Here is a 23,806-nt window from a genome sequence, read left to right on the forward strand (position 1 = left end):
ACAAGCCAGCCGCAGGGGAATGGTCCCTGAGACACAATGGAGACAGGTGGCGCGATCGGTGACACAAGAAGCCGGCGGCAATGCAGGGCGCCGGCTGCGCGGGCTCTGTCGGCAACCGGATCGGACAATTGGCCCCATGCGCCTTTGGCGCCTCAGCAAGCAACCCGGCGCGGTGCGGGGCTGCCGAAATGGGGCGAACTGGCGTCGGAATTTCTCGCGCGCGGCACTGGCTCGACAAGACGCCCAATCGGCAGCCGGCGTGGCCCATAGCGGCGCGCGCGACCTGAGCGGCGGTAATCGAGAGAACCGCCGCCCGTGCCCTGATCGACTATTCGCGCACGAACAGCGGCTGCACCTGTGTCCACTGATCGGCGGTGCGGAAGCCGCCGCGGCTGGTGTAGCTTTCGGCCGGGAATTTCATCCAGCGCGGCAGCCAGGTCTCGACCCTGGGGCGGCCATTCTCGCCCGCCAGGAAGTCGCGGATGATGTTCTTTTGCGTCTTGACCTTCTCGGCGACATTGCCGTCCGCGACCAGCTTGCCGCCGACGTCGGCCAGCATCGAATTGGCGATTTCCTTGTCGCGCAAGAGGTCGAAGAAGGCATCGTCCGGTTGCCACCATATGCCCATGTCGACGTTCAGGTGGTTGCCGAGCGCCTCGATGACGGCGCTGCCGGCTGCAAGCGTCTCGGCCATGACAAGGGTGAGAACGCGCATGACATCGTCGTCGCAGAGCGCCAAGAGGCGCGCGAACACGCCGGCGATAGCAACGGCGTCGCCATTGCCGCCGGCGACCAAGCTATCCTCATCCGGTGATCCGAGCAGGGCCAATACCTCGCGCCGCTTTTTGCCGAATGCGGCTTCAGCCTTGCAGCCGGCAAGGCTGGCAGTCACCGTCTCGTTGGCTGCGCGCTGCGGCTCGGGCCGCACCTGCCACAGGCCCGAACCGGTGATGGCGTGCGCCACCACGAGGCGCAGCGCCACGGCGGGATGGTCGAGCATGGCCGCGCGCACGGCGGCATGGCGATGCAGATCGATATAGTTCTGCATCGGGCCGGTGACTTCGGGGCGCGGCAGCTTGGCGGCTGTTTCTTCTTGCTCGCCGCCCTCGCGGGCGCGGCGGGCTTCCTTGCGTGACAGCCAGCCCTCGTGACACTCGACCTCGCCGCGATGCGAGACAGTGATGACTATCTTGCCGCCCTTCTTCTTCGGGGTCTTCTCGTGGTCCCATGCGTGGAAATACTGGCCCGGTTCCAGCAGCACAACCTCGCTCCAGCCCTCGTTTAGATAGGTGTCGCGTTTGGTGGCAATCGCTTCGTTCTGCTTTTGCCAGAACAGGTCGGCATCGGCGAAATAGCTGTCCTCGCCGAACAGGTCCGAGGTGATCAGGCCGGGATACTCCTCGATGGCAAACAGCGCCACCTTGGTGGAAATCGACTGGCCGCCGAACAGCCATTGCTTCAATTGATAGCCACGCGGCGCGTATTGATCGGGATCGGCACAGAGTGCCAGCCAGTCCTTCTGCTGCGCCTTGGAAGCCATGGTGAGATGGCGCACCGTCTCGGTATCGATCTCCTCGCGCCGATAGGCTTCGCGGATATTGGGCAAGAGGTCGCCAAGCGCCAGAATGCGTTTGACCTTGAGATCAGTGATGCCGAAGGTCACAGCGATGTCGGGAACGGTGCGGCCTTGCCTGACAAGCCGCGAAAACGTCTCCCATTGCGATACTTCGTCAGGATCGAGGCGGGCGAGGTTTTCGATCAGCGAAGCTTCCAGCGCATCGGCGTCGTCACCGTCCTCCATGATGGCGCAGGGCAAGGGATCGCCTTCGCCGCGCTCGTCGGCAAGCGATTTCGCGGCGAAATAGCGCCGCCTGCCGGCGACGATCTCGAAGGTTTCCGGCTGGCCGTTCGGCCGCACAAGGAGTGGCACCAGCACGCCGCGCGCACGCACGGAGGGCAGGATGTCGGATATGTCGGGCGCGCGTTTTCCATGGCGCATGTTGAGCGCGGAAATGTTGAGCTGATCCAAGGGAATGTGGGCAAGCTGCATGGTTACTCTCCTTTTGCTTTGGTTGAGGTTGTCCCCGCCGCAGAGGCCGAAGGCCGGCGCGGCGGGACGGTTTTTGCGCCTATCGGCGCTGCTGTTCCGCCGTGTCGGGCGGAAGCTCGGAATGGGGCTTTGATAGGGCGTCTGCTGCTTGCCGCAGCAGTCGCTCGGCCTCGCTGACGTGGCCGCAAATGCGGGCGGCTTCGGCATAGACGGAGAGCGGAAAGCGCGCTTGGAAATGCAGGTCGCGCTCTATGCCGAGGCCAAGCGGACCTTTTACGGATGCAAGCTCGGCCAGACTGACGCTGCCAAGTTCGGGGAAGCCGAAGCCGAGATCGCAAAGACCGAACAGCGTGTCGCCATCGGCGTCGAGTTCGCTCAGAAGCCAGGTCGCGGCACCTGTCGGATTAAATAGTTTCACAACGGGAAAATGGTCGATGTCGGCGCCGGCGGCGCCATGGGCGAGCAGTCGTGCGCGCAGTGGATTGGTGATCAGGATCATGGAAAGACTCCTTGTCAGAACGGGTCGCGTTGATTTCTTGCGTCCGGCGGGAGAAAGGCTCCCTGGACCTTCCTCTGATCCGCCTCACCATTAAGAGGCCGACTTCGAGCAGCTTTGCGCCGCGCGCGGACACATCGGCGCGTCCATCAGGAGGGTTTGCCCGCGTGGTGATGGGCTGGACGCCGGGAATGAGCATCTGCTCCTTTGCGGCGTCGGCTCGGTCACGGCCAGTTGAGGATCGCGCATCGTCATGCCGCAATCCCTTCTTGCGCCTCGCCTTCGGCATCGGCCTGAAGGCCAAGCAGGAAATCGGCGGCCTTCGAGGCGAGGCTGGCGGCACGGAAGATGGCGCGGTTGTCCTCGCGCAGCACCTTCAGCCATGAGCCGATGTAATCGGCGTGACGCACGATCGGCTCGATACCGAGATTGCCGCAGACGAAGGCGGCAGCGATTTCGGCGACCAATTCTTCACGCGCGTAGGCCTTGGAGCCGAACGAGCCGGAGAGGTCGCGAGCAAGCCGCGTCGGGTGGCCGGTCCAGTGGCCAAGCTCGTGAAAGCAGGTCCGGTAATAGTCGATCTGCTGATGGAACGCCGGCTGCGGCGGCACCTGAATGTGGTCGCTGCCCGGCATGTAGAAAGCGCGATCGCCGCCGACTCTGAAATCCGCACCGCTGGCGCGAATGAGCGTCTCGGCCTGCGGCACGATCTCGCACTGAGGCAGCGGCTCGGCGGCGGCATGGAGCTCTTCCGGAAGATTTTCGCACTGCGCGACATTGAAGACCGTGAAGCGCTTCAAAAAAAGGACCGCCAGTGGTTCATCGCCCTCGTGGCGTGCGCGCTCCTTCTCGTCCTTGGGGACAAAGCGGTCGGCATGCACGATGGTCGTGCCGCGCTCGCCCTTCCTGACGTTGCCGCCAAGGGCAAGCGCCTGCCGGAAGGTCAGCCAGTTCTGGCTGGGATAGCTGCGCTCGATGACGGCGCCCCACAGGATGAGGATATTGATGCCGGAATAGGTGCGCCCCGTGGACGCATTCCTCGGCAGGCCAAAGCCTGCTTTTGCGCTGCCCCATGGCTTGACCCATGGCACGGTACCGCGCTCCAGTTCGGCAATGATGCCGTCGGTGATCTCCTGATAGAGGCTGGCGCCCGGGCGCCGGCCCTTGCCTGCGCCAGCCTCTGTGCTGGTGGTACGCTTGCTGTTTGCACGCATGTGTTATCCTCCGCTCACCAATCGCCGCGCCTTTCCCCGGAAGCGGGGTGGGCGGCGAGTCGCGACCGGAAAGGCCCGCCGTGGTAGGCGGACCGCATCCGAAGGACCGGAACGAAGAGGAGGACCCTGAGCGGCACGCGAAGGGTTGCGGGCTGCCGCGGCGGGCCTAGAAGGGAGTGCCGCCCACCCCGCGCCCACCGGGAAAGGCCAACCGACAAACCGGGCCGCCCGCAAGGGCGGCGGCCGTCTCAGCCCGAAGGGCTGCCCACGCCAAGGGGCGAAGCCGAATGGCCGAGACCGCCTGAGCTTGCCGAAGAAAGCGGGCTCGGTTCACGAGCGCCTGATGCGCGTCGTCAGGCGCGCGGGCGCCCGCTAGGACCGGAGGCTGGACAGAATCTCGCACGGATCAGCGTCAAGGGCCGCAGTTATGTCGAGAAACTCGATGACGTCGAGACGCCGCTCTGCGCCCTCGTACTTGGCCACGAAGGATTGGGGACGACCAAGCTTGTCAGCCAGCTGCTTCTGGGTCAGGCCTTTGGTCTTGCGCAGCAAAACCAGCCGGGCCAGGAACCGCTGGTGGCGGGGCGATCGAAGGGATTTAGGCATGGAGGCGAACCGGTCGGGTAAAGACCGGATCAGCGACTAATCCCGGTTTCGGATTATCCCAGTTTGGGATATACTGCGTGCGCTCACAGGCGAGATCCGCAGGCATGAATGGACCAATGGGAACAGATGAGACGCGAAGCTCAACTTTGAGCGATGAAGTCCCCTGGTCGGAGAACCTCACGAGCTACGACAGGGAGCATTTCAAGATCTACCTGCGGATCCTGGATGCCTGCGCCGACAATGCCAGCGAAAAGGAGATGGCCGAGCGCATTCTCGGCATCGACCCGTCCATTGACCCGGTCCGCGCCCGCAAAGCTCTTCGCAGCCATATCGACCGTGCGAACTGGATGGTGACGACCGGCTACAAGGAACTGTTCGGCGGCTGATGCACAACGCCCACTGCCACGTGTTTCGAGCAGGCAAGTCTCTGTAGCCAAATTCGGCAGCGCACGGCCGCGACGGCCGGCGCGGCGGGAGCGGTCACAACTGGTTCGCGTGCTGTTTGACTGCCACTTCCAGTGCTTGCATCAAAGGCACAGCCTTGGAGAAGAGGAAGCCTTGAGCGGTTCGGCAGCCAAGCTTGTGCAGGGTTTGCCGATCCGCCTCTGTTTCGACGCCCTCGGCCATGACCTCGATCCCGAGCATGTCACCGAGTTCGATGACCGATTTGACAAGCAGTCGGTCCTCTCGGGACTTGGCCAAGCCGCGAATGAAGCCCTGGTCTATTTTCACCTTGCGTATCCGACGGTCCTTGAGAGATGCCAAGGTAGAAAAGCCGGTGCCGAAGTCATCGAGCGCGATGGAAATACCGGCATGTGAAAGCCGTCCGAGCTTTTCATCCACTCTGTCCGGGTCCACCGGCGATTCTTCGGTAATCTCGATTTCGAACATCGTCGCAGGCAGGCCTCTTGCCGCCAGACCATCCAGAACCATGTCGTCGATATCGCCGGCTTCCAGTTCGCGAGGGGAAACATTCATCGCCACACGAATGTCACGACAGTCAGCTTTCACCAAGCCGTCGATAAAAGCACAACAGTCGGCGAATACGGTTTGCGTCAGCAGCTGAAGCATTCCGGTTTCGCGTGCGGCCGTGATGATTTCGGGTGGAGAGATGGCACCATGCGTCGGATGGGACCATCTCAGCAAGGCTTCAAAACCGACCACCGTCTCGGTTTCGAGTTTCACGATCGGCTGGAACCAAGGTTGCAATCTTCCCGTCTTTATCGCCGAATGAAGATCCCGTTCGATCGACTGGCGACGTTGCAGTTCCCTGTCGAGTTCGGCATCGAACAGGCAAAATTCGTTCCTGCCATGGCGCTTGGCCGTATACAGGGCGATATCCGCCCGCAACAACATTTCAGTCAGGCTCGGCGTCTGCGCCAAGTATATCCCTATCGATGCCCCGACCCGAACGGACGCGACCTCGATATAGGGGCGAGCAATTTTGGCTATGATATTGGAGGCGAGATCACTGGCAGAAAGCGAAGCTCTCGTTGAGGGAAAAACCAGCACGAATTCATCGCCGCCGATACGAGCGAGCGTTGAGCCTTCGGGTGCTTCCTGCTCTATGCGGCGGGCGATCATGACAAGCAGTTCATCACCGGTCCTGTGACCGTAGGTGTCGTTGACAGATTTGAAGCCGTCCAGATCAATCAGCATTGCCACGAAGGGGCCATCCGCGGTCTTGAACCGACCGATGGCGTGTTCAAGGCCCCGCCTGTTGAGAAGGGCGGTCAGATGGTCCTCCCTGGAGTTGCGCTCCATTTCCGACGCAAATCGCTCTGCCTCATGTCTCAGGCGGCTTGCTTCGCGGAAGCGCGCCTGCCCAACAAACGAAGCTCGGACCAAGCCGCCCATGAAGAGCAGAACGGTGAAAGCCAGAATGTAGCGTTCAAAATTGCCTTTCGCCAAAAGGCACGCCACCGTGATGAGGAGTGGAGGTGTGATGAAGCTGGTCGCCGCCGCGGCATACGAACTGCCATATGTAACCGCACCAGCTGAAATGCCCGCCAGTATGACCAGATGCATCGGTGCTTGTGGTGTTGTGTATCCAACAGTCAGCACGGCCGGGAAGGACCATGCAAACCCTGCCAGAAGGGCAAGGACGCCAAACATGCGAAGGCGCGGCAAAACGCCAAGCAAATCCTGATGGCGCCCCGTTTCCTTTAGCTGAAAACGGGCGAGTGCAAGCCGGGCGGCATTTAGCGCATTGACGACCAGGAACCAGCTGGCAGCGGCGAAGCCGCCGCCAGAAAGGGCCTGCACCGCGCAAATCAGGCCTGACAGGATCGCGCTTATCGGCATCGACACGAAGAGCCCGGCCCTCAGGTCAGCAAGCTGATCCTGACGGATTTTGGCCTCCAGCGATTCTTCTTCCTTTAGGGGTGCCATGAATGGACCAGCTTGCTTGCGTCGTCGTTCGCGAGGACCAAATCTATGCAAGCCCACTGAAGGACGGGTTAACTACCCAGCGAGGGTAACCAGTGCGCTCACCATGCTTCGGGTCACACCTTTGGCTTGCATTGCCGAATCATCAAGGCTTCGCCCGCGCGCGTGCCTTGATCCGAATCATGCCATGATCGGCAACGTCACCAGGAGACAGCCTTGCCCCGCGACGACGCGCGCCAGCAAGACAAGGAAGCCTCGCCGAGACAGCGTTCCAGAGCGGCAGCGCTCTGTGCGATTCACCGCCTGAGCATGGCCGAAATGCCATGGCGGACAAAGGGAAGATGTTGGGCAAAGCGGAGCCCAGCATGTCTTGCAAGCCGTGCCGCCGGGTGCTCGCTTGAGTAAAGACCGACAAGCATGTTGGTGGCATGATAGAGCGGCGCCGCCGACAGCCGCAGCCGGCTTTCGTATCTGCCGAGCATGTCGGGATCGGCAATGTCGCGGCGGGCGCGACATGCTGTCAGTATTTTATGAGCGAGTTGCTTCTGGCCGCTGAGGCCGATGTTGAAGCCATGCGCGGTCACCGGGTGCATGCCGATGGCAGCGTCTCCTATAAGTGCCGCACTCGGTGCCGAGAACTTGTGCGCCCAGGTCGTGACCAGCGGATAGGCATGGCGGGTGCTTGCCAGGGTCATCTGCCCGAGGCGTCCTCGACACCGGTTCATCAATTCCATGAGGAACAATTCGTCATCGAGAACAGACAGTCTATCGGCCTCGATTGAGCGCAAAGTCAGAAGCAGCGACGACACGCCTTCCATGAGCGGCAACATCGCTATGGTCTGATGGTGGTCGAACCATTCGACCGCGATCTGGTGATGGAAGCGCTCGTGCCTCACTCGGCAAATCAGCATGGAGTGGCCAAGCGGATGGATGTTGGCGCCAATGCCGAGCAGGTCGCGCATCGCGGACAAACGCGAATCCGCTGCTACGAGCAGCCGAGCGGCCAATTGCCTGCCATCAGAAAGCGTTATGACCGCCTCGTCGTCGCTGGTTGTTGCATTCACGACCGAGTTGCCGCACAGCAGCCGGGCATGATCCTGGAAGTAGACAATTTTGAACAGGGCATCGCGGATCCGACAATTTGGGACCAGAAATCCGAGTGGTTCCCCAGATCCGCTGCGAGTATCGAAGCACAGGGCGAAAGGGCTCGATCCGTTGAGCACGCGCGCGCCATGAAGCGGTGATTTGTCAGATGCGGGCATGGCGTCCCAGGCGCCGAGCTCGCGAAGGATTCTCACCGATGCGTGCGTCAGCGCGATCTCGCGACCGTCGAAAGCCGGATTCGCCAGGCTGTCGAGCGACTGCCGTTCAACCACTGCCACCTTGAGTCGGCTCAGGGCGAGCGATGCTGCGAAGGCAAGTCCGACCGGCCCAGCTCCGACGACAATGATGTCGAATGTGTCGACAGAGCCGGCCATCAGCGTGCCGCCATAGCGGCTATCTGCGATACGAAGCGCTCTTGAAGCATCGCAATCACCCACGGTTTGCCGCTCATCTCCCCATCGTCGATAGACATGCGTTCTCCGTTGGAAGCCTGGTCAATGAAACCACGCCGACGAAGAGATAACGCTGATCTGGATCAACCAGGCTCGATAACCCGGCAACGGCGGGTTCACGGTCGAGTGGTCGATTGCCGTGAAAACGTTTGCATGTCTAGGCATTCTGAATGGTCGGCTTCCCAATCGCGTGCCCCTACTGGCCAAAGGTTCGGCAACGTATTGTGGCTGATCCGTTCTTCGCACGCGCGCCGATATCATCATGACGAGGCAATCCAGCAAAGACTCGGTCGACTGACGACCAGCATCCGCACAGTCGTTGGGCGCCGCCAACCGGTTCAGCCTCGCGGCTCTTCCCGATCGATAAGGATCCGCTGGGCGGAGCCGTCGAGATCTTCGTATTGGCCGCTCTTCATATCCACAGGAAGCGCCGGTCCAAGCCCCACCAAAACAGGCAGCGGCCATCGCATTCCGTCAGGACGGGCATCTTGCTGCCGACAGCGTGCTCTCCGCCCATGACGGGCGCTAGACGCCGAAGGAACTCGCCGACAGCCTCATGTCCAAGTGATGTGGGAAGGGAGCAGAACCAAAGGGACTCTGCTCCGCGTCGCCGCCTTTTCCGCAGCTATGAAACCTTCACCGAACGGATCCGTACTGAGGAGGAGGCCGTCCTTGACTTGCCCGACGCCGGCAACCTTCTCAGCCGCAACGATCGCTGCCTTCCGCTGACGCTCGTCGACAATCGCCCCCTTCAGTTCGACAAGGCCGTCGCTGACCCTCACATCGATCAAGTCACCACCGCTCCAGGTTTGTGACTGAAGTTCGGCAAGGATAGCCTTGCGGATCAGGTCGTCATCGGGTGGCGTGGTTCCCTGTTTCGGCATGGCGCGGATCAGGACAAGCAGCAAATCAGTTCGCGTGATGATGCCGATGACCCTGTCCCGATCGACAATCGGAAGATTGTTGATGCGATGTTGCATCATCAGGTCGACAATATCTGCAATCGAGGCGCTAGGAGGCGCCGAGATGACGGGTGTGGTCATCACCTGATGGATGATCCGTCCGTTCGAGCGCGCATAGTCATTGGCGACTGTGCCCGGGCCAAGATCAAACTCCAGCCAGCGCGGACGCACACGCTGGGTCCCAAGTTCTTCTCGGCGCAAGAAGTCGCTTTTGCTTACAATACCAACCAGGGCACCGTCGCTGTCTGCTACCGGCAGGCAGCTGACCTTGTTTGAAAGCATGAGCTCGACCGCTTGCGCGATCGTCGCGTTCGCATCCGTCGTGATGACTGGCTTTGTCATTATGGATTCGGCTTGCATCCTCACCCTCCTGATCTTACGTTGACGACGATGGGACATCCCGACCCGCGGCGCTTTGATCTGAGTCACTTGGAACGAGCAGGATTCTCCGCGCCGTCGTCGCGGTCGATAAGAATGCGCTCCGCCGCGCCATCGAGATCATCGTACTGGCCGCTTCTCAACGCCCACAGGAAGCCGGACAGGCCGAGTGCGCCAAGGAACAGCGCCACCGGAATGAGATAGGCGAGCGTCGTCATGAGGATCGGGCCAAGGTGCCGGCCCGCGCGGGCCTGTCCTGCCGCGCCGTTTCGGACGACGCACCCGTTGCGAAGCCTTGCAGACGCATCGCATTTCCAATCACAAGCAATGACGAGGCAGACATCGCGACCGCCGCGATCAGAGGCGTAACATGACCCAGAATGGCGATCGGCACGGCCACAGCATTGTAAACGATAGCAATTGTTATGTTCTGTCGGATCAGGCTTCCCGCCTTGCGCGACACGTCCAGCGCCAGCGGGATCGCCAAGAGGCTTTCGCGCAGAAAAACGAAGTCGGCTGCATTGCGGCCAATGTCGGCGGCGGTGGCGGGTGCGATCGAGACATGCGCGGCGCTCAGCGCCGGCGTGTCGTTGAGCCCGTCGCCAACCATCAGAACCTTGTGCCCGTCTCTCGCCAGGCTCTCGATGCGTTCAACCTTGCCGGACGGCAGCAGGCAGGGAACGAAGTCATCGACACCAAGCATGTCGGCAACCTCGGCGCAGGCTTTCGCGGTATCGCCCGACAGCATTTCCACGCACATACCAGCGTTGCGCAGTTGATCGATCGCTGCCCTGGTGTCGAGGCGTAGCGCATCTTCGAAAACGAAGGATGCGACAATCATGCCGTTTTTAGTCAGGACTGTTCCGCCATAGCCATGTTTGCCTTCGCCGCCGGTTCGAGCCTTCCAGCCAGCCCATCCGCGTCTACCCAGCCGCCAGGTGCTACCGGCGGCTGTGGCTTCGATCCCGAAACCCGGGTGCTCGGTCACCGCACCGAATTTGTGCTGGCTGCTGCTGAGGGCAAAGCCGGCAATGGCCTTTGAATATGGATGACACGAATGCGCGGCCAAGTCGGCAGCGATTGCCAGCATGGCGGGATTGATCGACGACGTGTTGACGAGCCTGGGCTGGCCAAGCGTGAGCGTGCCGGTCTTGTCGAACACGGCTGTATCGATCGTTGCCAGGCGCTCCATGGCCGAGCCGTCCTTGACCATGATGCCGTTTTCGAACAGGCGCCGCGCGGCCACCACCTGAACGATTGGAACGGCGAGGCCAAGCGCGCACGGGCATGTGATGATGAGAACAGCGATTGCGATCGTCATCGCCCGGTGCCAGTCGCCAGTCACCGCCATCCAGCCCAGGAAGGTTGCCAAGGCGGTGAGATGAACCACGGGCGCGTAGAGTGCCGACACGCGGTCGGCGATACGGCGATACCGGGCGCGACCACCTTCGGCGGCCTCCATCAACCGAACCATTTCCGCCAGGAACGAATCCTTGGCGGCCGCTGTCGCCTCAATCGTCAGCGGACCGGTGAGGTTGAGGACCCCGGCCTGCACGGTGTCTTCCGGCGCCACGCTACTGGGCGTGCTCTCGCCGGAGACCAGGGAGCAGTCGACGTCGGATGTCCCGCGCGCGATCTTGCCATCGACGGGGATCCTTTCGCCGGCGGCGATCAGCAACAGCATGCCCGGTTCGATCTCGCCCACCGGCAGATAGTCCCGAGCGCCATCGCCGCGCAGCACCATGGCACCGCGTGCGGCCAATTGTGACAGGCTCTTCACAGCGGTGCGGGCGCGTTCCCGCATCACGTGATCGAGCGTGCGACCGATCAGGAGAAAGAACAGCAGGGATACCGATGCGTCGAAATAGGCGTGGTCGCCATGGGTGATCGTCTCATAGAGGCTCATGGCGTAGGCCAGCGACTCGCCGACGGCTATCGGCACGTCCATGTTCATGTGGCCGTGGCGCAGCGCATTCCACGCCGACTTGAAGAAGATCCCGCCGGCGAAGGCCAGCGCAGGAATGGCGATCAGAGCCGAGACCCAGTGGAACAGGTCGCGGGTGGCGCCCTCGGCGCCGGACCAGACCGACACCGACAGCAGCATGATGTTGCCCGCAGCAAAGCCGGCAACGGCGACGGCGCGGATGAGCTCCGATAACGTCCTGTCCTTCGCATCGGTGTCGGCTTCGAACAAATGCGCCTGATAGCCGAGCCGGCCGAGCACAGCGACCAAAGGTGGAGCCTCGTCGCCGCGCCAGCGGACTGAGACCCGCTTGGTTGACAGGTTCACGCGAGCTGCCTCGACGTCACCGAGTTTTCCCAAGGCCATCTCGATCGTCTGGATGCAGGCGCCGCAATGAACGGTCGGCACCGAAAGGTCGGTCTGATGAAGGTCGTCGCCAAGCGATCGGCTGGCCAGCCTGATCTCCTGGCTGGACGGCAGGACCGATCCGGCGTTGACCAGATAAAGCGCCATTTCGGCGCCCGGTGCACAACAACTCATTGCAGCGCTCCATTGGAAATCATGACCCTGCGCACGTCTCGATAAGGTTTTGCCAGGCCGGCATCGGCGTCTATTTCGATGATCCAGACACCATCCCTTGGCACGTGTTGTGCTGCAAACTCCTGGCCAGAGACCAGGGCGAGCGTGACGGACTCATCCTCTTTCTCGTAAGCGGGATGGCGAAACAGCACCTTCACGCCATGCAGGGAAACCGGTTTGCCGGCGGCGTCGGTGAGGCCATACCGGACTTCGCCCCATGCGATGGTCAACTGGCCGGTCCAGCCAAGCGCTGCCTGCGCACGGCCTTCCTCGGCCTTCTTGTTGAATTGCTGGCTCGCCACATAGGTATTTTCGACGACAAGGCCGGTCCAGCTTGTGTTGGCAAGCGTCGCCATCGTGAGATTGACCGCGATGACCACGCCGAAAAAGGCAAGGATGGTGGCCAACATGTGCCTGCCGGTGAACTCGCGGGGTTTTCGCGTGGTGGCGTTCATCTGGCGATCTCCGGTGCGTTGAAGGTGGCGGTGTATTCGTTTGACTCGAAACTCGCTTTGTCCTCGACATGGAGTGTGAAGGTCTGCGCCTGGCCATGAATCTGGTCGGCGGGCAGGCGCACGAAAACCTTCAACATCTTCAGCCGGTCGGGTTCGACCTGGACTGCAAAGGAGCGATCGGCGGGGAGATCGACGCCAACGATGCTCATCTCCGCGCCTGGCAAACCCCCGAGGGTGACGATAATCGTTCTCGGTTCGGGGATCATGTTCAAGAGCTTGACGGTATAGCCATTGCGGATCGAGCCGTCGGAGAGCGTCACGAATTGCGGGTTGCGGTCGTGCAGGACATTGATTTCGAGCCGGGCGCGGGTCAGCAGCGAAAAGAGCAGGCCCAGCCCGATCAGCGACCACATGGCCATGTAGACATAGGTTCGTGGCCGAAAGATCTTGCGGATATGGAAATGCGCCACCCTGTCCGAAAACAGGCCGTCATCCGTCCTGACCAGTGATGGATCGACCGAGCTGGCGCCGCCGGCGGTGGCCAGGATCATGTTGGCGTTGTAGTCGGAGAGCGTCGCGTAGGAGATCAGTCCTCGCGCTTTGCCGAGCTTGTCCATGACGCCGTCACAGGCATCGATGCAGAGCGCGCAGGTGATGCATTCGAGTTGCTGACCGTCGCGTATGTCGATCCCCATCGGACAGACGGCGACACAGGCATTGCAGTCGACGCAATCGCCGACGGGATGCCCTGCGGCAAGAACCTTCTTGGCGTGACGGGTGCGCGGTTCGCCGCGCCAGTCATTGTAGGTGACAGTGAGCGAGCTCTCGTCGAGCATGGCTGCCTGGATGCGCGGCCAAGGGCACATATAGGTGCAGACCTGTTCGCGCATCAGCCCGCCAAACGTGTAGGTCGTCGCCGTCAGAACCGCGACGGTGATGTAGGCGACAGGCGCTGCCGTGCCGGTGAAGAGTTCGCCGACCAGCGTCGGCGCATCGGCGAAATAGAAGATCCATGCGCCACCAGTCGCTGCGGCTATGACCAGCCAGATGACGTGTTTCGATGCCCGCAGCGCAAGCTTTCGAGTGGTCCAGGGACCGGCATCGAGCTTGATGCGTGCGTTGCGGTCGCCCTCGATCGCGCGCTCGACGACCAGGAACAGATCGACCCATACGGTCTGTGGGCATGTGTAGCCACACCAGGCACGGCCAACAGTCGACGTGATCAGGAAAAGACCGACGCCGGCCATGACCAGAAGGCCGGCGACATAGTAGAATTCCTGGGGCCATATCTCGATGAAGAAGAAATAGAAGCGCCGGTTGGCGACATCGAGCAGCACCGCCTGGTCGGGGGCAAACGGACCGCGGTCCCAGCGCAGCCACGGTGTCAGATAGTAGATGCCGAGCGTGATCGCCATCACGATCCATTTGAATCGGCGAAAGCTGCCCGAGGCCCGCTTCGGGAAGATCTTCCTGCGCGCGGCATACATTGGCTGGCGCACCTTGGCGGAGTTGAACGTCGTGGGTTCGATCCGTTCTATTTGTGTGTTATCGAGCACGAGAAGCTCCAGTCACCAGCGACGATTTCGCCGGAAGCCGACTCATCGGTTCTGGATGATGCCGAGGCCCGGCTTGCGCCGGGCCTCGTCGCTTGGCGGGAGGGGGAGGACGAGAATAGGCTGCTTTCCTATTCTCCGCCGCCAAGCGAATGGATGTAGACCGCCAGTTCCTTGACCTTGATCTCGCCGAGGCGCGCGCCCCAAGCCGGCATCACGCCGTGTTTCGGTGCGGTTACCTGGGCGGCGATGGCCGCTTCGCCTGACCCGTAGAGCCAGATGGCGTCGGTCAGATCTGGAGCGCCGAGTTCCTTGTTGCCTTTTGCATTGTCGCCATGACAGGCCACGCAGTTTTCGGCAAAGACCTTTGCGCCCGGCGCGACCAATGCTTGATTGACGACGGCCCCCGACAGACTGGCGACGTAGGCGCTGACCTGTTTGATCTGGTCGGCGGTGATGATGTCGGCAAAGGCGGGCATTTCCGACAGGCGCGTATCCGGATCGGAGGCGAAGCGAATGCCATGGGTGATCGTCTGCTGGATCTGGTCCGCCTTGCCGCCCCACAGCCAGTCGTCGTCGTTGAGGTTGGGGAAGCCCTTGGAGCCCTGGGCGCCGGAACCATGGCACTGCACGCAATTGAGCTTGAACGCGGCACCGCCGGCGGCGACGGCGAATTCGCGCAGCGTGTCGTCCGCCGCGATCTCCGAAACACTTTTCGCTTCTATCGCGGCGACATATTTGCCCTTGGCCGCTTCAGCCGCGGACAACTCGTTCCCGACATCGTTGCGGCTGGAGTAGCCGAGCACCCCCTTGGTTGCCGTGTGCAGCAGAGGCCATGCCGGATAGGCGATGGTGTAGCCGATCGCCCAGACTATGGTGATGTAGAACGTCCAGATCCACCAGCGCGGAAGCGGGTTGTTGAGCTCCCGGATGCCGTCCCACTCATGACCGGTGGTTGAGATGCCGGAAACCTCGTCGATGTGATCGCTGCTCATGATCAGTCCTCCTTCAGAGGAATTTGAGCTGCTTCGCCGGCTTGCCTGCGGCTTCCGGGACGAACTGCAAAGGCAACAGATCCGATGAAGAAAAGAGCCATGGCAAGTAGGCCCCAGCTGTCTGCAAACTCCCGCATGAAATTGTACGTCATGGCCATTGTCCTCAGCGGTAGCCGGCGGTCTCATCGTAGTTCTTGAAATCGACCAGCGTGCCCAGCATCTGGAGATAAGAAACCAGCGCGTCCATTTCGGTGACTTGCTGCGGGTTGCCGTCGAAGTCGCCGATCTTGGCCTTGGGGTAGCGGGCCTCGAGGCCGGATGTGTCGGCGTTGGGATCAGCCTGCGCCATCAAATCGGCATTGGCGTTGGCGATCATGTCGTCGGAGTAAGGGACGCCGACGCGCCTGTTGGCGACCAGATGCGTCGAGAAGTCCTTCACCGCGATCGGCTTGTCCTTCAGGAAGGCATAGCTCGGCATGATCGATTCCGGCACCACGGACCGTGGATCTGTCAGGTGATCCACGTGCCACAGGTTGGAATACCGGTCGCCAACGCGGGCGAGATCCGGTCCGGTGCGCTTCGATCCCCACTGGAAGGGGTGGTCGTATATCGACTCGGCCGCCAGGCTGTAGTGGCCGTAGCGCTCGACCTCGTCACGGAACGGCCTGATCATCTGGCTGTGGCAGAGGTAGCAGCCCTCGCGGACATAGATGTTTCGTCCGGCAAGTTCGAGCGGCGAGTAGGGGCGCATGCCTTCCACCTTCTCGATCGTATTATCGAGATAGAAGAGCGGCGCGATCTCGACGATGCCGCCGATTGTCACGACCAGCAGCGAACCGAGGAGGAGAAGTGTAGCGTTCTTCTCGATGACCGCGTGTCTGTTCATCAACCTCATTTTCTGTCTCATCATCGCGCAAGCTGGAGGGCGGGGGTGGAGCGCGGCATCGGATCCTGCTCGCGCCGGTAGCCGAGGATGGTCATGGCGATGTTCCAGGCCATGATCAGGGTGCCGGAGAGGTACATGGCCCCACCGATGGCGCGCATGATGTAATAAGGGTGCATAGCGGCCACGGTTTCGGCGAAGGAGTAGACCAGGAAGCCCTGCTCGTCGTATTCGCGCCACATCAGGCCCTGCATGATGCCGGACACCCACATGACAGCGGCGTAGACAACGATGCCAAGCGTCGCCAGCCAGAAGTGCCAGGTAACGAGGCGAAGCGAGTAGAGCCGTTCACGGTTCCACAGCTTCGGCACCATAAAGTAGATCGCGCCGAACGAGATCATGCCGACCCAGCCGAGCGCACCGGAGTGAACGTGGCCAATGGTCCAGTCGGTATAATGCGACAGAGAATTGACCGTCTTGATCGACATCATCGGGCCCTCGAAGGTGGACATGCCGTAGAAGGCGATGGCCATCACCATCATGCGGATGATCGGGTCAGTGCGCAGCTTGTCCCAGGCGCCCGACAGCGTCATCAGGCCGTTGATCATGCCGCCCCATGACGGCATCCACAGCATGATCGAGAACACCATGCCGAGCGTCTGCGCCCAGTCGGGCAGGGCGGTGTAGTGCAGGTGATGGGGCCCGGCCCAGATGTAGAGGAAGATGATTGCCCAGAAATGGACGATCGACAGGCGGTAGGAATAGACCGGCCGGTTGGCCTGCTTGGGCACGAAATAATACATCATGCCGAGGAAGCCGGCGGTCAGGAAGAAACCGACGGCATTGTGGCCGTACCACCATTGCGTCAGGGCGTCCTGAACGCCGGAAAAGGCGGAATAGCTCTTGGATCCGAGGAAGGAGGCCGGCATCGAGAGGTTGTTGATCACATGCAGCATCGCGATGGTCACGATGAAGGAAAGGTAGAACCAGTTGGCAACGTAGATGTGCGGTTCCTTGCGCTTCAGGATCGTGCCCAGAAACAGGATCAGGTAGGCGACCCAGACGATGGTCAGCCAGATGTCGACATACCATTCGGGTTCCGCATATTCGCGGCTCTCGGTGATGCCGAGCAGATAACCGGTCGCGGCCATGACGATGAAGAGCTGGTAGCCCCAGAACACGAACCAGGCGAGATCGCCACCGAACAGCCGAGCGCGGCAGGTGCGTTGGACGACATAGAGAGACGTGCAAAGCAACGCGTTGCCGCCGAAGGCGAAGACGACGCCCGAGGTGTGCAGAGGCCGCAATCGGCCGAAGTTGAACCAGGGCTGGATGTTGAGATCGGGATAGGCAAGCTGCAGCGCGATGATCACCCCGACCAGCATGCCAACCACACCCCAGAACATGGTAGCGATGGCGCCGTAGCGGATTGGACCATCCATGTAGGCGGACGGGTCGATCGGAGCGGCAGGCTTGAACTCAGCGTTACGCAGTAGGATCGCAGTGAAGCCAGCCAAGGCGAAGAACAAGACCCACATATGCTGGCGAAAGGGTTCATCCACCCCAGCGCCAGCCGCCACCAAAGCCGCGAATGCGAACAGGCTTAGAAGCACGATTTCTTTGCCGAATTTCATCGCAAGCCCCGATTTCCAATTCCGGCGGATGCCAAACCGCGGTGTCTTATTGCGCAGCCGTCGCCTGCTCGCCCTGATCCATGTCAGAGCCGCACCATTTTGCTCGAGCAGCATCGAGTTCGGTGCGATCAGACTGCGACAATCGAATGTGGAAGCGCACCACCGGCCGCTCGTTTATGGATGGGACCTGGCGTCCCCGGTCGGGCCCCGGGTGCGGAGGCGACCGCGGGCGTGTGGGGGAGCGCACCTTCTGCGACGCTGGAAAGCAGGTCGACGCCTTACCGAACCCCGCGTTCAATGCCTTGGAACAGCCAGCGCCAGCGTTACGCTGCCGTCGTGACATTCGTGGCTTGGGGAGACGGCGATTTTCCCCTGCGGATGAGGCGTATTGACTTCGGCCAAGTGTGGATGCTTCGCCGACGAGCCGAAAGGCAACTGGCGCATACGGATCGGATGGAGAACGGGCTGTCGCTACGCGACTTCTTCTGAGCCCAACGCGAGCATGCCCTGCCCCGAATGAAGTAAGTGACGGGGGCCATGCAGCTTCTGCGTCATTCAAACGGCTGTAGCGCCTCGGCCGCCGCAGCGCCGTTCCAGCCGGCTCATGCTGTCCACGGTGACGCGGCGGTTGTTCTCGATCCGAATCACGCCGTCCATTCTCAGGCTGGTCAGCTGACGGCTCACGGTCTCGTTTGTGATTCCAAGGAAATCAGAAATGTCGGCACGCGTCATCGGCAGCTCGAAGCACGTCGAGCTAGCCGTCGGGTCAACATTGGAGTCGATGTTCCGGGCAATCATGAGGAGAAAGCTCGCCACCTTCTCTGGTGCGGTCTTGCGCCCCAGAGTCACCATCCATTCGCGTGCCTCGTCAAGTTCGTTCAGCGCCTGCTTGAGCAGGCGATGCACAAATTCGGGTGACTGCTTCATCATCCGTTCGATGGCCGCTCTGGGAAACGAGCATAGCGAGACAGCTGTTGCCGCTTCCGCATTGATCGCACTTTTCATCTTGAAGGGCCGACCCAGAAAATCCGGGGCGAACTGCAGGCCGACAATCTGTTGGCGTCCATCTGACAGGCTCTTCGTGAGCTTCACCACGCCTGAAAGCACGTTCGAATAACAGTCGACCGCCTCGGCGTCGCCGATCAGTTCGACCCCCGGCTCGATATTGTGCCGCGACGACGTCTTGGCGAGCTGAGCCAAATGGTCTGGCTCTAGCGCGCCACAGACACCGCGGCGCCGTGCCTCGCAAGACAGGCAAAGAACGGGGATGCCGGAACTGTGAATATCCTGCCGTAATGTCATTCGATCGCTCTACCGGTCCGTGCGGGCAGGATAGCATCCACGGTAGAAAAATCCTTGCGGCAGTTTGTCCGTGCTGAAGGTTGATCGAAATCAGGGCTTAGGCTGATCCAAGCATCCACAGTTCGGGCGACGCAAACACGGTGGACCACGACATGCGACAAAAGCTAGTTGCCAGATTTGGCGAGAACGTCCCGCGCTACACGAGCTACCCGACCGCGCCGCATTTCAATGCAAGCGTTGACGCTACCGTTTGTCGTGGCTGGCTACAGCGGCTCGACGAGGGCGACGAAATCTCGCTCTATCTGCACATCCCATACTGCGACAAGCTTTGCTGGTTCTGTGCCTGCCATACCAAGCAGACACGCCATTACGAACCGGTGACCACATATCTGCGCTCACTGCATGCCGAGATCGCCACCGTCGCCAGTCTTGTTGGAGGCAAAGGTCGTGTGCGTGCCGTCCATTTCGGCGGTGGTTCGCCGACGATGCTCAAGCCCGAAGATATGGTGGCGCTGGGAACCGCCCTGCGCAACAGCTTCGGCTTTCTTCCCGGCGCCACGATCAGCGTTGAAATCGAACCCAACGATATGGACGATGCCCGCCTCGATGCGCTTGCCGAAATCGGCATGACCCGTGCGAGCCTCGGCGTTCAGGATTTCGATCCGAAGGTGCAAAAGGCGATCAACCGCGAGCAGAGCTTCCTGCAGACCAAGACGGTCGTCGACGGCGTTCGTTCGCGCGGCGTCGAATCGGTCAATCTGGACCTGCTCTACGGTCTGCCGCACCAGACCAGGGAAAGCGTCGCTTCTACGGTCACGCAGGCACTGACCCTGGAACCGGATCGGATCGCACTGTTTGGCTACGCGCATGTACCGTGGTTCAAGAAACATCAGACGATGATCGACGAGGCCTGGTTGCCGGGTCCCGCGGAGCGCTTTGCCCAGTCGCAACTGGCTGCACAGGCGATTGTAGACAATGGATACGAGGCAATCGGGCTCGACCATTTCGCCAAACCCGGCGATGCCCTGGCCCTTGCCGCCCGCACCGGGACTTTGCACCGGAACTTTCAGGGCTACACGGACGATTGCTGCGAAATCTTGATCGGGCTCGGCCCGTCATCCATTAGCCAGTTTCGGCAAGGCTATGCGCAGAACATGCCTTCAACCAGCGAATATAGACGCATGGTTGATGACGGCGGGCTGGCCGCTGTTCGGGGTATCGCACTTTCCAACGACGACCGCGTTCGCGGCTGGATCATCGAACGTTTGATGTGCGACTTCGCCTTCTCGGCCATCGATCTGGTGGAACGCTTCGGCGAGGCCGGCCAGAGGCTCCTCCTTCAGTCAAGTTCCATGGCCCTCCACGATCCGGTTCGATTGCTTGAACTTGATGGCGACAGATTCGTTGTGCCGGCTGAAAGTCGCCCTTTCGTCCGAAGCATCGCGGCCAGGTTCGACAAATATTTCGAAGCTGGAACGGCCAGGCACTCGGCGGCAGTCTGAGCACTCAGAGGAACGGTCATGCCTCTCAGTCGATCATGGACCGCGGTACGTTTGTTGATCGGCGACCGTCTATCGAGACAAGATTCTGAGCGGACCAGACGCGTCTTGGCGCAGCGACGATATCGTCCGCTCGAGCCCTGTCTGTCGGATCATGGTTGTCGGCGACAGCTCCCTTCGACCTGAACCACCCGTTCACCCGAATTCTGCCGGCGCAGTTCCAGTGGAAAGGGCCTGGGCTAGACGGCTCTCTTGTTACCCCAGAGCACAACGTGCAGCTGCGGCAGCACGCGGGCCTCGAACCATCTGTCGCGGGTCACGCTGTCAACCAGCCACTCCATGCGCTTCAATATTCCGTCAAGGTCGACAGGCGCGTCATCATTTGTGGGGTGTGGCGGCGTGTGATTGCCGGGCTGCAGATAGATCGGAAGTTGCGGAAATTGCGCAGCGGCGTCTTTCGCGTAGGCGTAGTCCCTTTCGTCGAAAACAATGAGCTTGAGCACGATTTGGGGCTTGCCTTGTGCCGCCTGGAGGCACGCCTCGACAGCGGCCCAATCTGTCGTCATTCGGCTTGACGGCGGCTTTGGGCTGAGGATCAGCACGTCAAGCTGCGCAAACCAGTCCCTGGCAAGCGACCCTTGGGTTTCCAGCGCAAAACGGTAACCGTCACCATGGCCCCGGTCGATGAGCGCGCCGAGCGGCTGGATGGCCGGATTGCCGCCTGATAGCGACACCATCAGCGGGCGGCCACCGGAAAGGGCAAGCACATTTTTCCACACCGCCCCAACGGACATCATCTCCCATTCATGGCGGAATTGATTGTCCACAGCATGGAGGCTGTCGCACCAGGAACAGCGATAGTCACACCCGCCGGTTCTGACGAAGATCGTCGGCAAACCTATGAGCACGCCCTCGCCCTGGATCGTCGGCCCGAAAATCTCGCTAACGCGGATTGCGGGATGAGTATTCGTCATGGCCGGTATTCCGCCCAGGTTTTCGGCGTTTCGCTCACCCGCACGGCCGCGGTTTCGCTCAGGCGTGCCTTGCACCAGTCGTAGAAATGTCTGGCCAGATATTCCGCCGTGACTTGCTCGTGTCCCAGCACGTCGTTGAGATGCCGGTGGTCGAAGCTCTCGTCGATGTAGCGTTTGAATGGCGCCAAGTCGTGGTAGTCGCGCACGAAGCCGTGATCGTCCAGTCCATCCGCTGAAAGCTCCACTTCGACGATGTAGTTATGTCCGTGCAGGCGCGCGCATTGGTGATCGGGTGGCAATGAGGTGAGCTGATGCGAGGCTGAGAAGTGGAATTCCTTGGTGATGCGGAACATTACGCGGTGGTCCTTCGCAGCGCTCCGAGCCAGAAGTCGGAGTCCTCATACTCGGTTGGGTCCGGGTGCCCAGCGATGTGAAACGCCTCACGCCGCTCGACGCAGGTCCCGCACCTCCCGCAATGACGCTCGGTGCCCTTGTAACAGGACCAGGTCTGCGCAAACGGCGTGCCGTATGTGGCTCCATCCGTAACAATGTCCGCCTTCGTCAGGTTCACATAGGGTGCATAAAGGCGAATCTGCGCGTAGCCGTCGAGCGCGTGGTCCTGCATCATCTGGAAAGCGTCGATGAAGGCCGGACGGCAATCGGGATAGACAACGTGATCCCCACCATGCACGGCCGTCGCCACTGCGTCAGCGTCTTGCGCTGCGGCGAGGCCGAAGGCAATGGCCAACATGATGGCGTTCCGGTTGGGCACCACCGTTATCTTCATCGTGTCTTCGGCATAGTGCCCGTCGGGCACGTCCACATTGTCGGTCAGCGCGGAGCCGGAAAGGTCGCCGCCGATCTCGTGGATATCGATGATTCGCTGCGGGACACTCAGGCGCGCCGCGCAAAGGGTGGCGAAGCCCAATTCCTTCCTATGCCGTTGGCCGTAATCGAACGATAGCAGGCCGGTCAGCTGGTGCTCCGCTGCCACCTTGTGGGCAAGAGTAACGGAATCCAATCCGCCGGAGCAGACGACGAGAGTCTTCATCGTTGGGTCCTTGTTTTAACCGGGTAGGCTGCGACCGGAGATTTCTCTGCGCTCCAGTACTTCAGGAAAACCATTTTGTGAAGTGAACGGAGACCAATTCGTGCGCTTGCGTGCGATGCGCAAAAAGCCTTCGCGGTGAGCTGCAAGGACACGGACTGACGAGACGTCACCCTTCAGCGGAATGCTCAAAGTCGAACGCTTCTCGGGGACAAAGTTCTCGACGAGCAGAGCCTGTCGGTCCCGAGCGCCGAGCGACGCCATTGCAACGGTTTCGGAGTACAAAGCCGAGATGGGCTTGCCGCAAACAGCTCACTTACCAGGGATGTTCAGCGATGCCGAAATCCAGATATCGGGGTGGATTATGAGATCAATTGTCGCGACAGCTTTGGCTGGCCTGCTCGTCGCGCTTCGTAGATGCAGCGCATTCCACGTCAGGATCATTTTGATGAGCACGCCCTCAATGGATAACCGGCGAACCCTGAATAACCGGTCGTGAGCCGACATCTGTGAACAAGCGGTGTGGTCGATTGCAATCACCCATGTCTTGCGCACAGGTACCTTATGGCAGTGGATGAACTGAACTTGATGGTTTTACAGATGGCAGTCGAAAGCGTCCGCTCGCTCTCGTTGAGCTTCGCTGAAAAAGCCGCCGAGATAGCCACCAGGAGCCGCGGCAGCCTGCTTTTCAACGTGCGGATCGACGGTGACGCGCAGGTCCAGCGGGTCGCAGCCATCCGATATCACGGCGGCCAATTCGGCGTGCTGGCGTTAGACGGACACGGCCTAGTTACCCACTATTGCATCGTTAACGGTATGTTCTCACATTACATTGCGGCCTTGGAGAGCTGGCACAGGATGCCCCTGTCGATGCAGGCCAAGATGGATGCCAACGGCAATGCCCGTCTCTTCGTAGCGGCGTTGCGGGATGCCGGACATATGCTGGGCACCTAGCATTTGGCCAGAGTGCATCTCTGAATTTGCAAGTGCATCACTGCGATGGCGCCGGCATGATCGTCATGCTCGAAAAGGGCTGCGGCGGCCGCGGCAAAGCGGTCGCCGCGATAATGGTGTCAACGGCGTTGCATCGATGCGAGCGTTTAGAACAGAGGTCTCCTCCTGGCATCGAGCGCATGCAAGGAGCTACGCAAGCGCAAATGTATCAAGTATTTTGAAGGGACGACCCCTCATGCATACTTAGCTGCGATGCTCGGGCGGCATAAGCCTCGTTGCCATCTAGCCGCCTTGATGCACGGCGATAAGCTTTTGAC

Annotated in this window: 24 protein-coding genes; 4 read left to right on the top strand and 20 right to left on the bottom strand. The window is 61.0% G+C overall.

From position 1 onward, the window contains the following. Positions 1 to 328: 328 nt before the first annotated feature. The 4 genes from NKL06_RS10120 to NKL06_RS10135 form a co-directional block, all read right to left on the bottom strand. Positions 329 to 2,050, bottom strand: a complete 1,722-nt coding sequence (locus NKL06_RS10120; protein ID WP_031210790.1) for a ParB/RepB/Spo0J family partition protein — start codon at positions 2,048 to 2,050, stop codon at positions 329 to 331. A gap of 79 nt (positions 2,051 to 2,129) precedes the next feature. Further along, positions 2,130 to 2,549, bottom strand: coding sequence for a DUF2958 domain-containing protein (locus NKL06_RS10125; protein WP_023694855.1), 420 nt, complete (start codon positions 2,547 to 2,549; stop codon positions 2,130 to 2,132). Positions 2,550 to 2,797: 248 nt separating this feature from the next. Further along, positions 2,798 to 3,760 carry an ArdC family protein gene (locus tag NKL06_RS10130; protein WP_023694856.1) on the bottom strand — a complete coding sequence of 321 codons (963 nt, stop codon included), beginning with the start codon at positions 3,758 to 3,760 and terminating at the stop codon, positions 2,798 to 2,800. 372 nt (positions 3,761 to 4,132) lie between these two features. Next, entirely contained in the window at positions 4,133 to 4,366 is a 234-nt protein-coding gene (locus tag NKL06_RS10135; RefSeq protein ID WP_023694857.1) for a helix-turn-helix domain-containing protein, read from the bottom strand. Between the two features lie 104 nt (positions 4,367 to 4,470). On the opposite strand from NKL06_RS10135, the gene NKL06_RS10140 reads away from it, so the two are divergent. Next, entirely contained in the window at positions 4,471 to 4,752 is a 282-nt protein-coding gene (locus NKL06_RS10140) for a DNA -binding domain-containing protein (RefSeq protein WP_084567760.1), read from the top strand. 94 nt (positions 4,753 to 4,846) lie between these two features. On the opposite strand, the gene NKL06_RS10145 is transcribed toward NKL06_RS10140, so the two are convergent. The 13 genes from NKL06_RS10145 to NKL06_RS10205 form a co-directional block, all read right to left on the bottom strand. After that, positions 4,847 to 6,757: a putative bifunctional diguanylate cyclase/phosphodiesterase gene (locus tag NKL06_RS10145; RefSeq protein WP_023694859.1), complete on the bottom strand. Its 1,911-nt coding sequence runs from the start codon at positions 6,755 to 6,757 to the stop codon at positions 4,847 to 4,849. A gap of 293 nt (positions 6,758 to 7,050) precedes the next feature. After that, positions 7,051 to 8,232, bottom strand: a complete 1,182-nt coding sequence (gene ubiM / locus NKL06_RS10150) for a 5-demethoxyubiquinol-8 5-hydroxylase UbiM (protein ID WP_023694860.1) — start codon at positions 8,230 to 8,232, stop codon at positions 7,051 to 7,053. A gap of 416 nt (positions 8,233 to 8,648) precedes the next feature. After that, positions 8,649 to 8,780, bottom strand: coding sequence for a cbb3-type cytochrome oxidase assembly protein CcoS (gene ccoS / locus NKL06_RS10155; protein WP_081732297.1), 132 nt, complete (start codon positions 8,778 to 8,780; stop codon positions 8,649 to 8,651). Positions 8,781 to 8,864: 84 nt separating this feature from the next. Then, a complete protein-coding gene (locus NKL06_RS10160; protein WP_023694861.1) occupies positions 8,865 to 9,632 on the bottom strand; it encodes a CBS domain-containing protein in 768 nt (255 codons plus the stop codon). Between the two features lie 65 nt (positions 9,633 to 9,697). Beyond that, a complete protein-coding gene (ccoS, locus tag NKL06_RS10165) occupies positions 9,698 to 9,868 on the bottom strand; it encodes a cbb3-type cytochrome oxidase assembly protein CcoS (RefSeq protein ID WP_023694862.1) in 171 nt (56 codons plus the stop codon). Further along, positions 9,865 to 12,153, bottom strand: coding sequence for a heavy metal translocating P-type ATPase (locus tag NKL06_RS10170; RefSeq protein ID WP_031210793.1), 2,289 nt, complete (start codon positions 12,151 to 12,153; stop codon positions 9,865 to 9,867). Before NKL06_RS10170 ends, ccoS (NKL06_RS10165) begins: the two co-directional genes overlap by 4 nt. Continuing rightward, the gene (locus NKL06_RS10175; protein WP_023694864.1) at positions 12,150 to 12,647 is read right to left on the bottom strand and encodes a FixH family protein; all 498 of its coding nucleotides are present in this window, start codon (positions 12,645 to 12,647) and stop codon (positions 12,150 to 12,152) included. Before NKL06_RS10175 ends, NKL06_RS10170 begins: the two co-directional genes overlap by 4 nt. Continuing rightward, the gene (ccoG, locus tag NKL06_RS10180; RefSeq protein WP_031210796.1) at positions 12,644 to 14,203 is read right to left on the bottom strand and encodes a cytochrome c oxidase accessory protein CcoG; all 1,560 of its coding nucleotides are present in this window, start codon (positions 14,201 to 14,203) and stop codon (positions 12,644 to 12,646) included. The genes NKL06_RS10175 and ccoG overlap by 4 nt, the downstream gene beginning before the upstream one ends. Before the next feature lie 128 nt (positions 14,204 to 14,331). Next, positions 14,332 to 15,195, bottom strand: a complete 864-nt coding sequence (gene ccoP / locus NKL06_RS10185; protein ID WP_023694866.1) for a cytochrome-c oxidase, cbb3-type subunit III — start codon at positions 15,193 to 15,195, stop codon at positions 14,332 to 14,334. 2 nt (positions 15,196 to 15,197) lie between these two features. Beyond that, entirely contained in the window at positions 15,198 to 15,347 is a 150-nt protein-coding gene (locus tag NKL06_RS10190) for a CcoQ/FixQ family Cbb3-type cytochrome c oxidase assembly chaperone (protein ID WP_023690689.1), read from the bottom strand. A gap of 11 nt (positions 15,348 to 15,358) precedes the next feature. Continuing rightward, positions 15,359 to 16,090 (bottom strand): cytochrome-c oxidase, cbb3-type subunit II, encoded by a 732-nt coding sequence (gene ccoO / locus NKL06_RS10195; protein WP_023716338.1) that lies wholly within the window; start codon positions 16,088 to 16,090, stop codon positions 15,359 to 15,361. Between the two features lie 11 nt (positions 16,091 to 16,101). Then, positions 16,102 to 17,712: a cytochrome-c oxidase, cbb3-type subunit I gene (gene ccoN, locus NKL06_RS10200; protein ID WP_031210797.1), complete on the bottom strand. Its 1,611-nt coding sequence runs from the start codon at positions 17,710 to 17,712 to the stop codon at positions 16,102 to 16,104. 555 nt (positions 17,713 to 18,267) lie between these two features. Beyond that, a complete protein-coding gene (locus NKL06_RS10205; RefSeq protein WP_023708062.1) occupies positions 18,268 to 19,014 on the bottom strand; it encodes a Crp/Fnr family transcriptional regulator in 747 nt (248 codons plus the stop codon). A 152-nt stretch (positions 19,015 to 19,166) separates the two neighbouring features. On the opposite strand from NKL06_RS10205, the gene hemN reads away from it, so the two are divergent. Next, complete coding sequence (gene hemN, locus NKL06_RS10210) at positions 19,167 to 20,516, top strand: oxygen-independent coproporphyrinogen III oxidase (RefSeq protein WP_023694870.1); 1,350 nt, start codon at positions 19,167 to 19,169, stop codon at positions 20,514 to 20,516. Positions 20,517 to 20,752: 236 nt separating this feature from the next. Here hemN and queE read toward each other — a convergent pair whose 3' ends face one another. Genes queE through queC form a run of 3 tightly spaced genes read right to left on the bottom strand, consistent with a single transcriptional unit; the run spans position 20,753 to position 22,538 of the window. Continuing rightward, the gene (gene queE / locus NKL06_RS10215) at positions 20,753 to 21,487 is read right to left on the bottom strand and encodes a 7-carboxy-7-deazaguanine synthase QueE (RefSeq protein WP_023830268.1); all 735 of its coding nucleotides are present in this window, start codon (positions 21,485 to 21,487) and stop codon (positions 20,753 to 20,755) included. Beyond that, positions 21,484 to 21,840 (bottom strand): 6-carboxytetrahydropterin synthase QueD, encoded by a 357-nt coding sequence (gene queD / locus NKL06_RS10220; RefSeq protein WP_023673552.1) that lies wholly within the window; start codon positions 21,838 to 21,840, stop codon positions 21,484 to 21,486. The genes queE and queD overlap by 4 nt, the downstream gene beginning before the upstream one ends. Then, a complete protein-coding gene (gene queC, locus NKL06_RS10225; RefSeq protein ID WP_023673551.1) occupies positions 21,840 to 22,538 on the bottom strand; it encodes a 7-cyano-7-deazaguanine synthase QueC in 699 nt (232 codons plus the stop codon). Before queC ends, queD begins: the two co-directional genes overlap by 1 nt. A gap of 561 nt (positions 22,539 to 23,099) precedes the next feature. Here queC and NKL06_RS10230 point away from each other — a divergent pair. Both NKL06_RS10230 and NKL06_RS10235 read left to right on the top strand, forming a co-directional pair. Continuing rightward, the gene (locus NKL06_RS10230) at positions 23,100 to 23,489 is read left to right on the top strand and encodes a hypothetical protein (protein WP_023673549.1); all 390 of its coding nucleotides are present in this window, start codon (positions 23,100 to 23,102) and stop codon (positions 23,487 to 23,489) included. Positions 23,490 to 23,545: 56 nt separating this feature from the next. After that, entirely contained in the window at positions 23,546 to 23,710 is a 165-nt protein-coding gene (locus tag NKL06_RS10235; RefSeq protein ID WP_023694872.1) for a hypothetical protein, read from the top strand. Positions 23,711 to 23,806 lie beyond the last annotated feature (96 nt).

This window comes from Mesorhizobium sp. C268A, assembly GCF_040324475.1.
Taxonomy (GTDB): Bacteria; Pseudomonadota; Alphaproteobacteria; order Rhizobiales; family Rhizobiaceae; genus Mesorhizobium.

What these genes read in the sequence shown, in the direction of transcription:
- NKL06_RS10120 (WP_031210790.1), bottom strand. Translation starts at nt 2,050, where the DNA reads ATGCAGCTTGCCCACATTCCCTTGGATCAGCTCAACATTTCCGCGCTC.
- NKL06_RS10125 (WP_023694855.1), bottom strand. Translation starts at nt 2,549, where the DNA reads ATGATCCTGATCACCAATCCACTGCGCGCACGACTGCTCGCCCATGGC.
- NKL06_RS10130 (WP_023694856.1), bottom strand. Translation starts at nt 3,760, where the DNA reads ATGCGTGCAAACAGCAAGCGTACCACCAGCACAGAGGCTGGCGCAGGC.
- NKL06_RS10135 (WP_023694857.1), bottom strand. Translation starts at nt 4,366, where the DNA reads ATGCCTAAATCCCTTCGATCGCCCCGCCACCAGCGGTTCCTGGCCCGG.
- NKL06_RS10140 (WP_084567760.1), top strand. Translation starts at nt 4,471, where the DNA reads ATGAATGGACCAATGGGAACAGATGAGACGCGAAGCTCAACTTTGAGC.
- NKL06_RS10145 (WP_023694859.1), bottom strand. Translation starts at nt 6,757, where the DNA reads ATGGCACCCCTAAAGGAAGAAGAATCGCTGGAGGCCAAAATCCGTCAG.
- ubiM (WP_023694860.1), bottom strand. Translation starts at nt 8,232, where the DNA reads ATGGCCGGCTCTGTCGACACATTCGACATCATTGTCGTCGGAGCTGGG.
- ccoS (WP_081732297.1), bottom strand. Translation starts at nt 8,780, where the DNA reads ATGCGATGGCCGCTGCCTGTTTTGGTGGGGCTTGGACCGGCGCTTCCT.
- NKL06_RS10160 (WP_023694861.1), bottom strand. Translation starts at nt 9,632, where the DNA reads ATGCAAGCCGAATCCATAATGACAAAGCCAGTCATCACGACGGATGCG.
- ccoS (WP_023694862.1), bottom strand. Translation starts at nt 9,868, where the DNA reads ATGACGACGCTCGCCTATCTCATTCCGGTGGCGCTGTTCCTTGGCGCA.
- NKL06_RS10170 (WP_031210793.1), bottom strand. Translation starts at nt 12,153, where the DNA reads ATGAGTTGTTGTGCACCGGGCGCCGAAATGGCGCTTTATCTGGTCAAC.
- NKL06_RS10175 (WP_023694864.1), bottom strand. Translation starts at nt 12,647, where the DNA reads ATGAACGCCACCACGCGAAAACCCCGCGAGTTCACCGGCAGGCACATG.
- ccoP (WP_023694866.1), bottom strand. Translation starts at nt 15,195, where the DNA reads ATGAGCAGCGATCACATCGACGAGGTTTCCGGCATCTCAACCACCGGT.
- NKL06_RS10190 (WP_023690689.1), bottom strand. Translation starts at nt 15,347, where the DNA reads ATGACGTACAATTTCATGCGGGAGTTTGCAGACAGCTGGGGCCTACTT.
- ccoO (WP_023716338.1), bottom strand. Translation starts at nt 16,090, where the DNA reads ATGAGGTTGATGAACAGACACGCGGTCATCGAGAAGAACGCTACACTT.
- ccoN (WP_031210797.1), bottom strand. Translation starts at nt 17,712, where the DNA reads ATGAAATTCGGCAAAGAAATCGTGCTTCTAAGCCTGTTCGCATTCGCG.
- NKL06_RS10205 (WP_023708062.1), bottom strand. Translation starts at nt 19,014, where the DNA reads ATGACATTACGGCAGGATATTCACAGTTCCGGCATCCCCGTTCTTTGC.
- hemN (WP_023694870.1), top strand. Translation starts at nt 19,167, where the DNA reads ATGCGACAAAAGCTAGTTGCCAGATTTGGCGAGAACGTCCCGCGCTAC.
- queE (WP_023830268.1), bottom strand. Translation starts at nt 21,487, where the DNA reads ATGACGAATACTCATCCCGCAATCCGCGTTAGCGAGATTTTCGGGCCG.
- queD (WP_023673552.1), bottom strand. Translation starts at nt 21,840, where the DNA reads ATGTTCCGCATCACCAAGGAATTCCACTTCTCAGCCTCGCATCAGCTC.
- queC (WP_023673551.1), bottom strand. Translation starts at nt 22,538, where the DNA reads ATGAAGACTCTCGTCGTCTGCTCCGGCGGATTGGATTCCGTTACTCTT.
- NKL06_RS10230 (WP_023673549.1), top strand. Translation starts at nt 23,100, where the DNA reads ATGGCAGTGGATGAACTGAACTTGATGGTTTTACAGATGGCAGTCGAA.
- NKL06_RS10235 (WP_023694872.1), top strand. Translation starts at nt 23,546, where the DNA reads ATGATCGTCATGCTCGAAAAGGGCTGCGGCGGCCGCGGCAAAGCGGTC.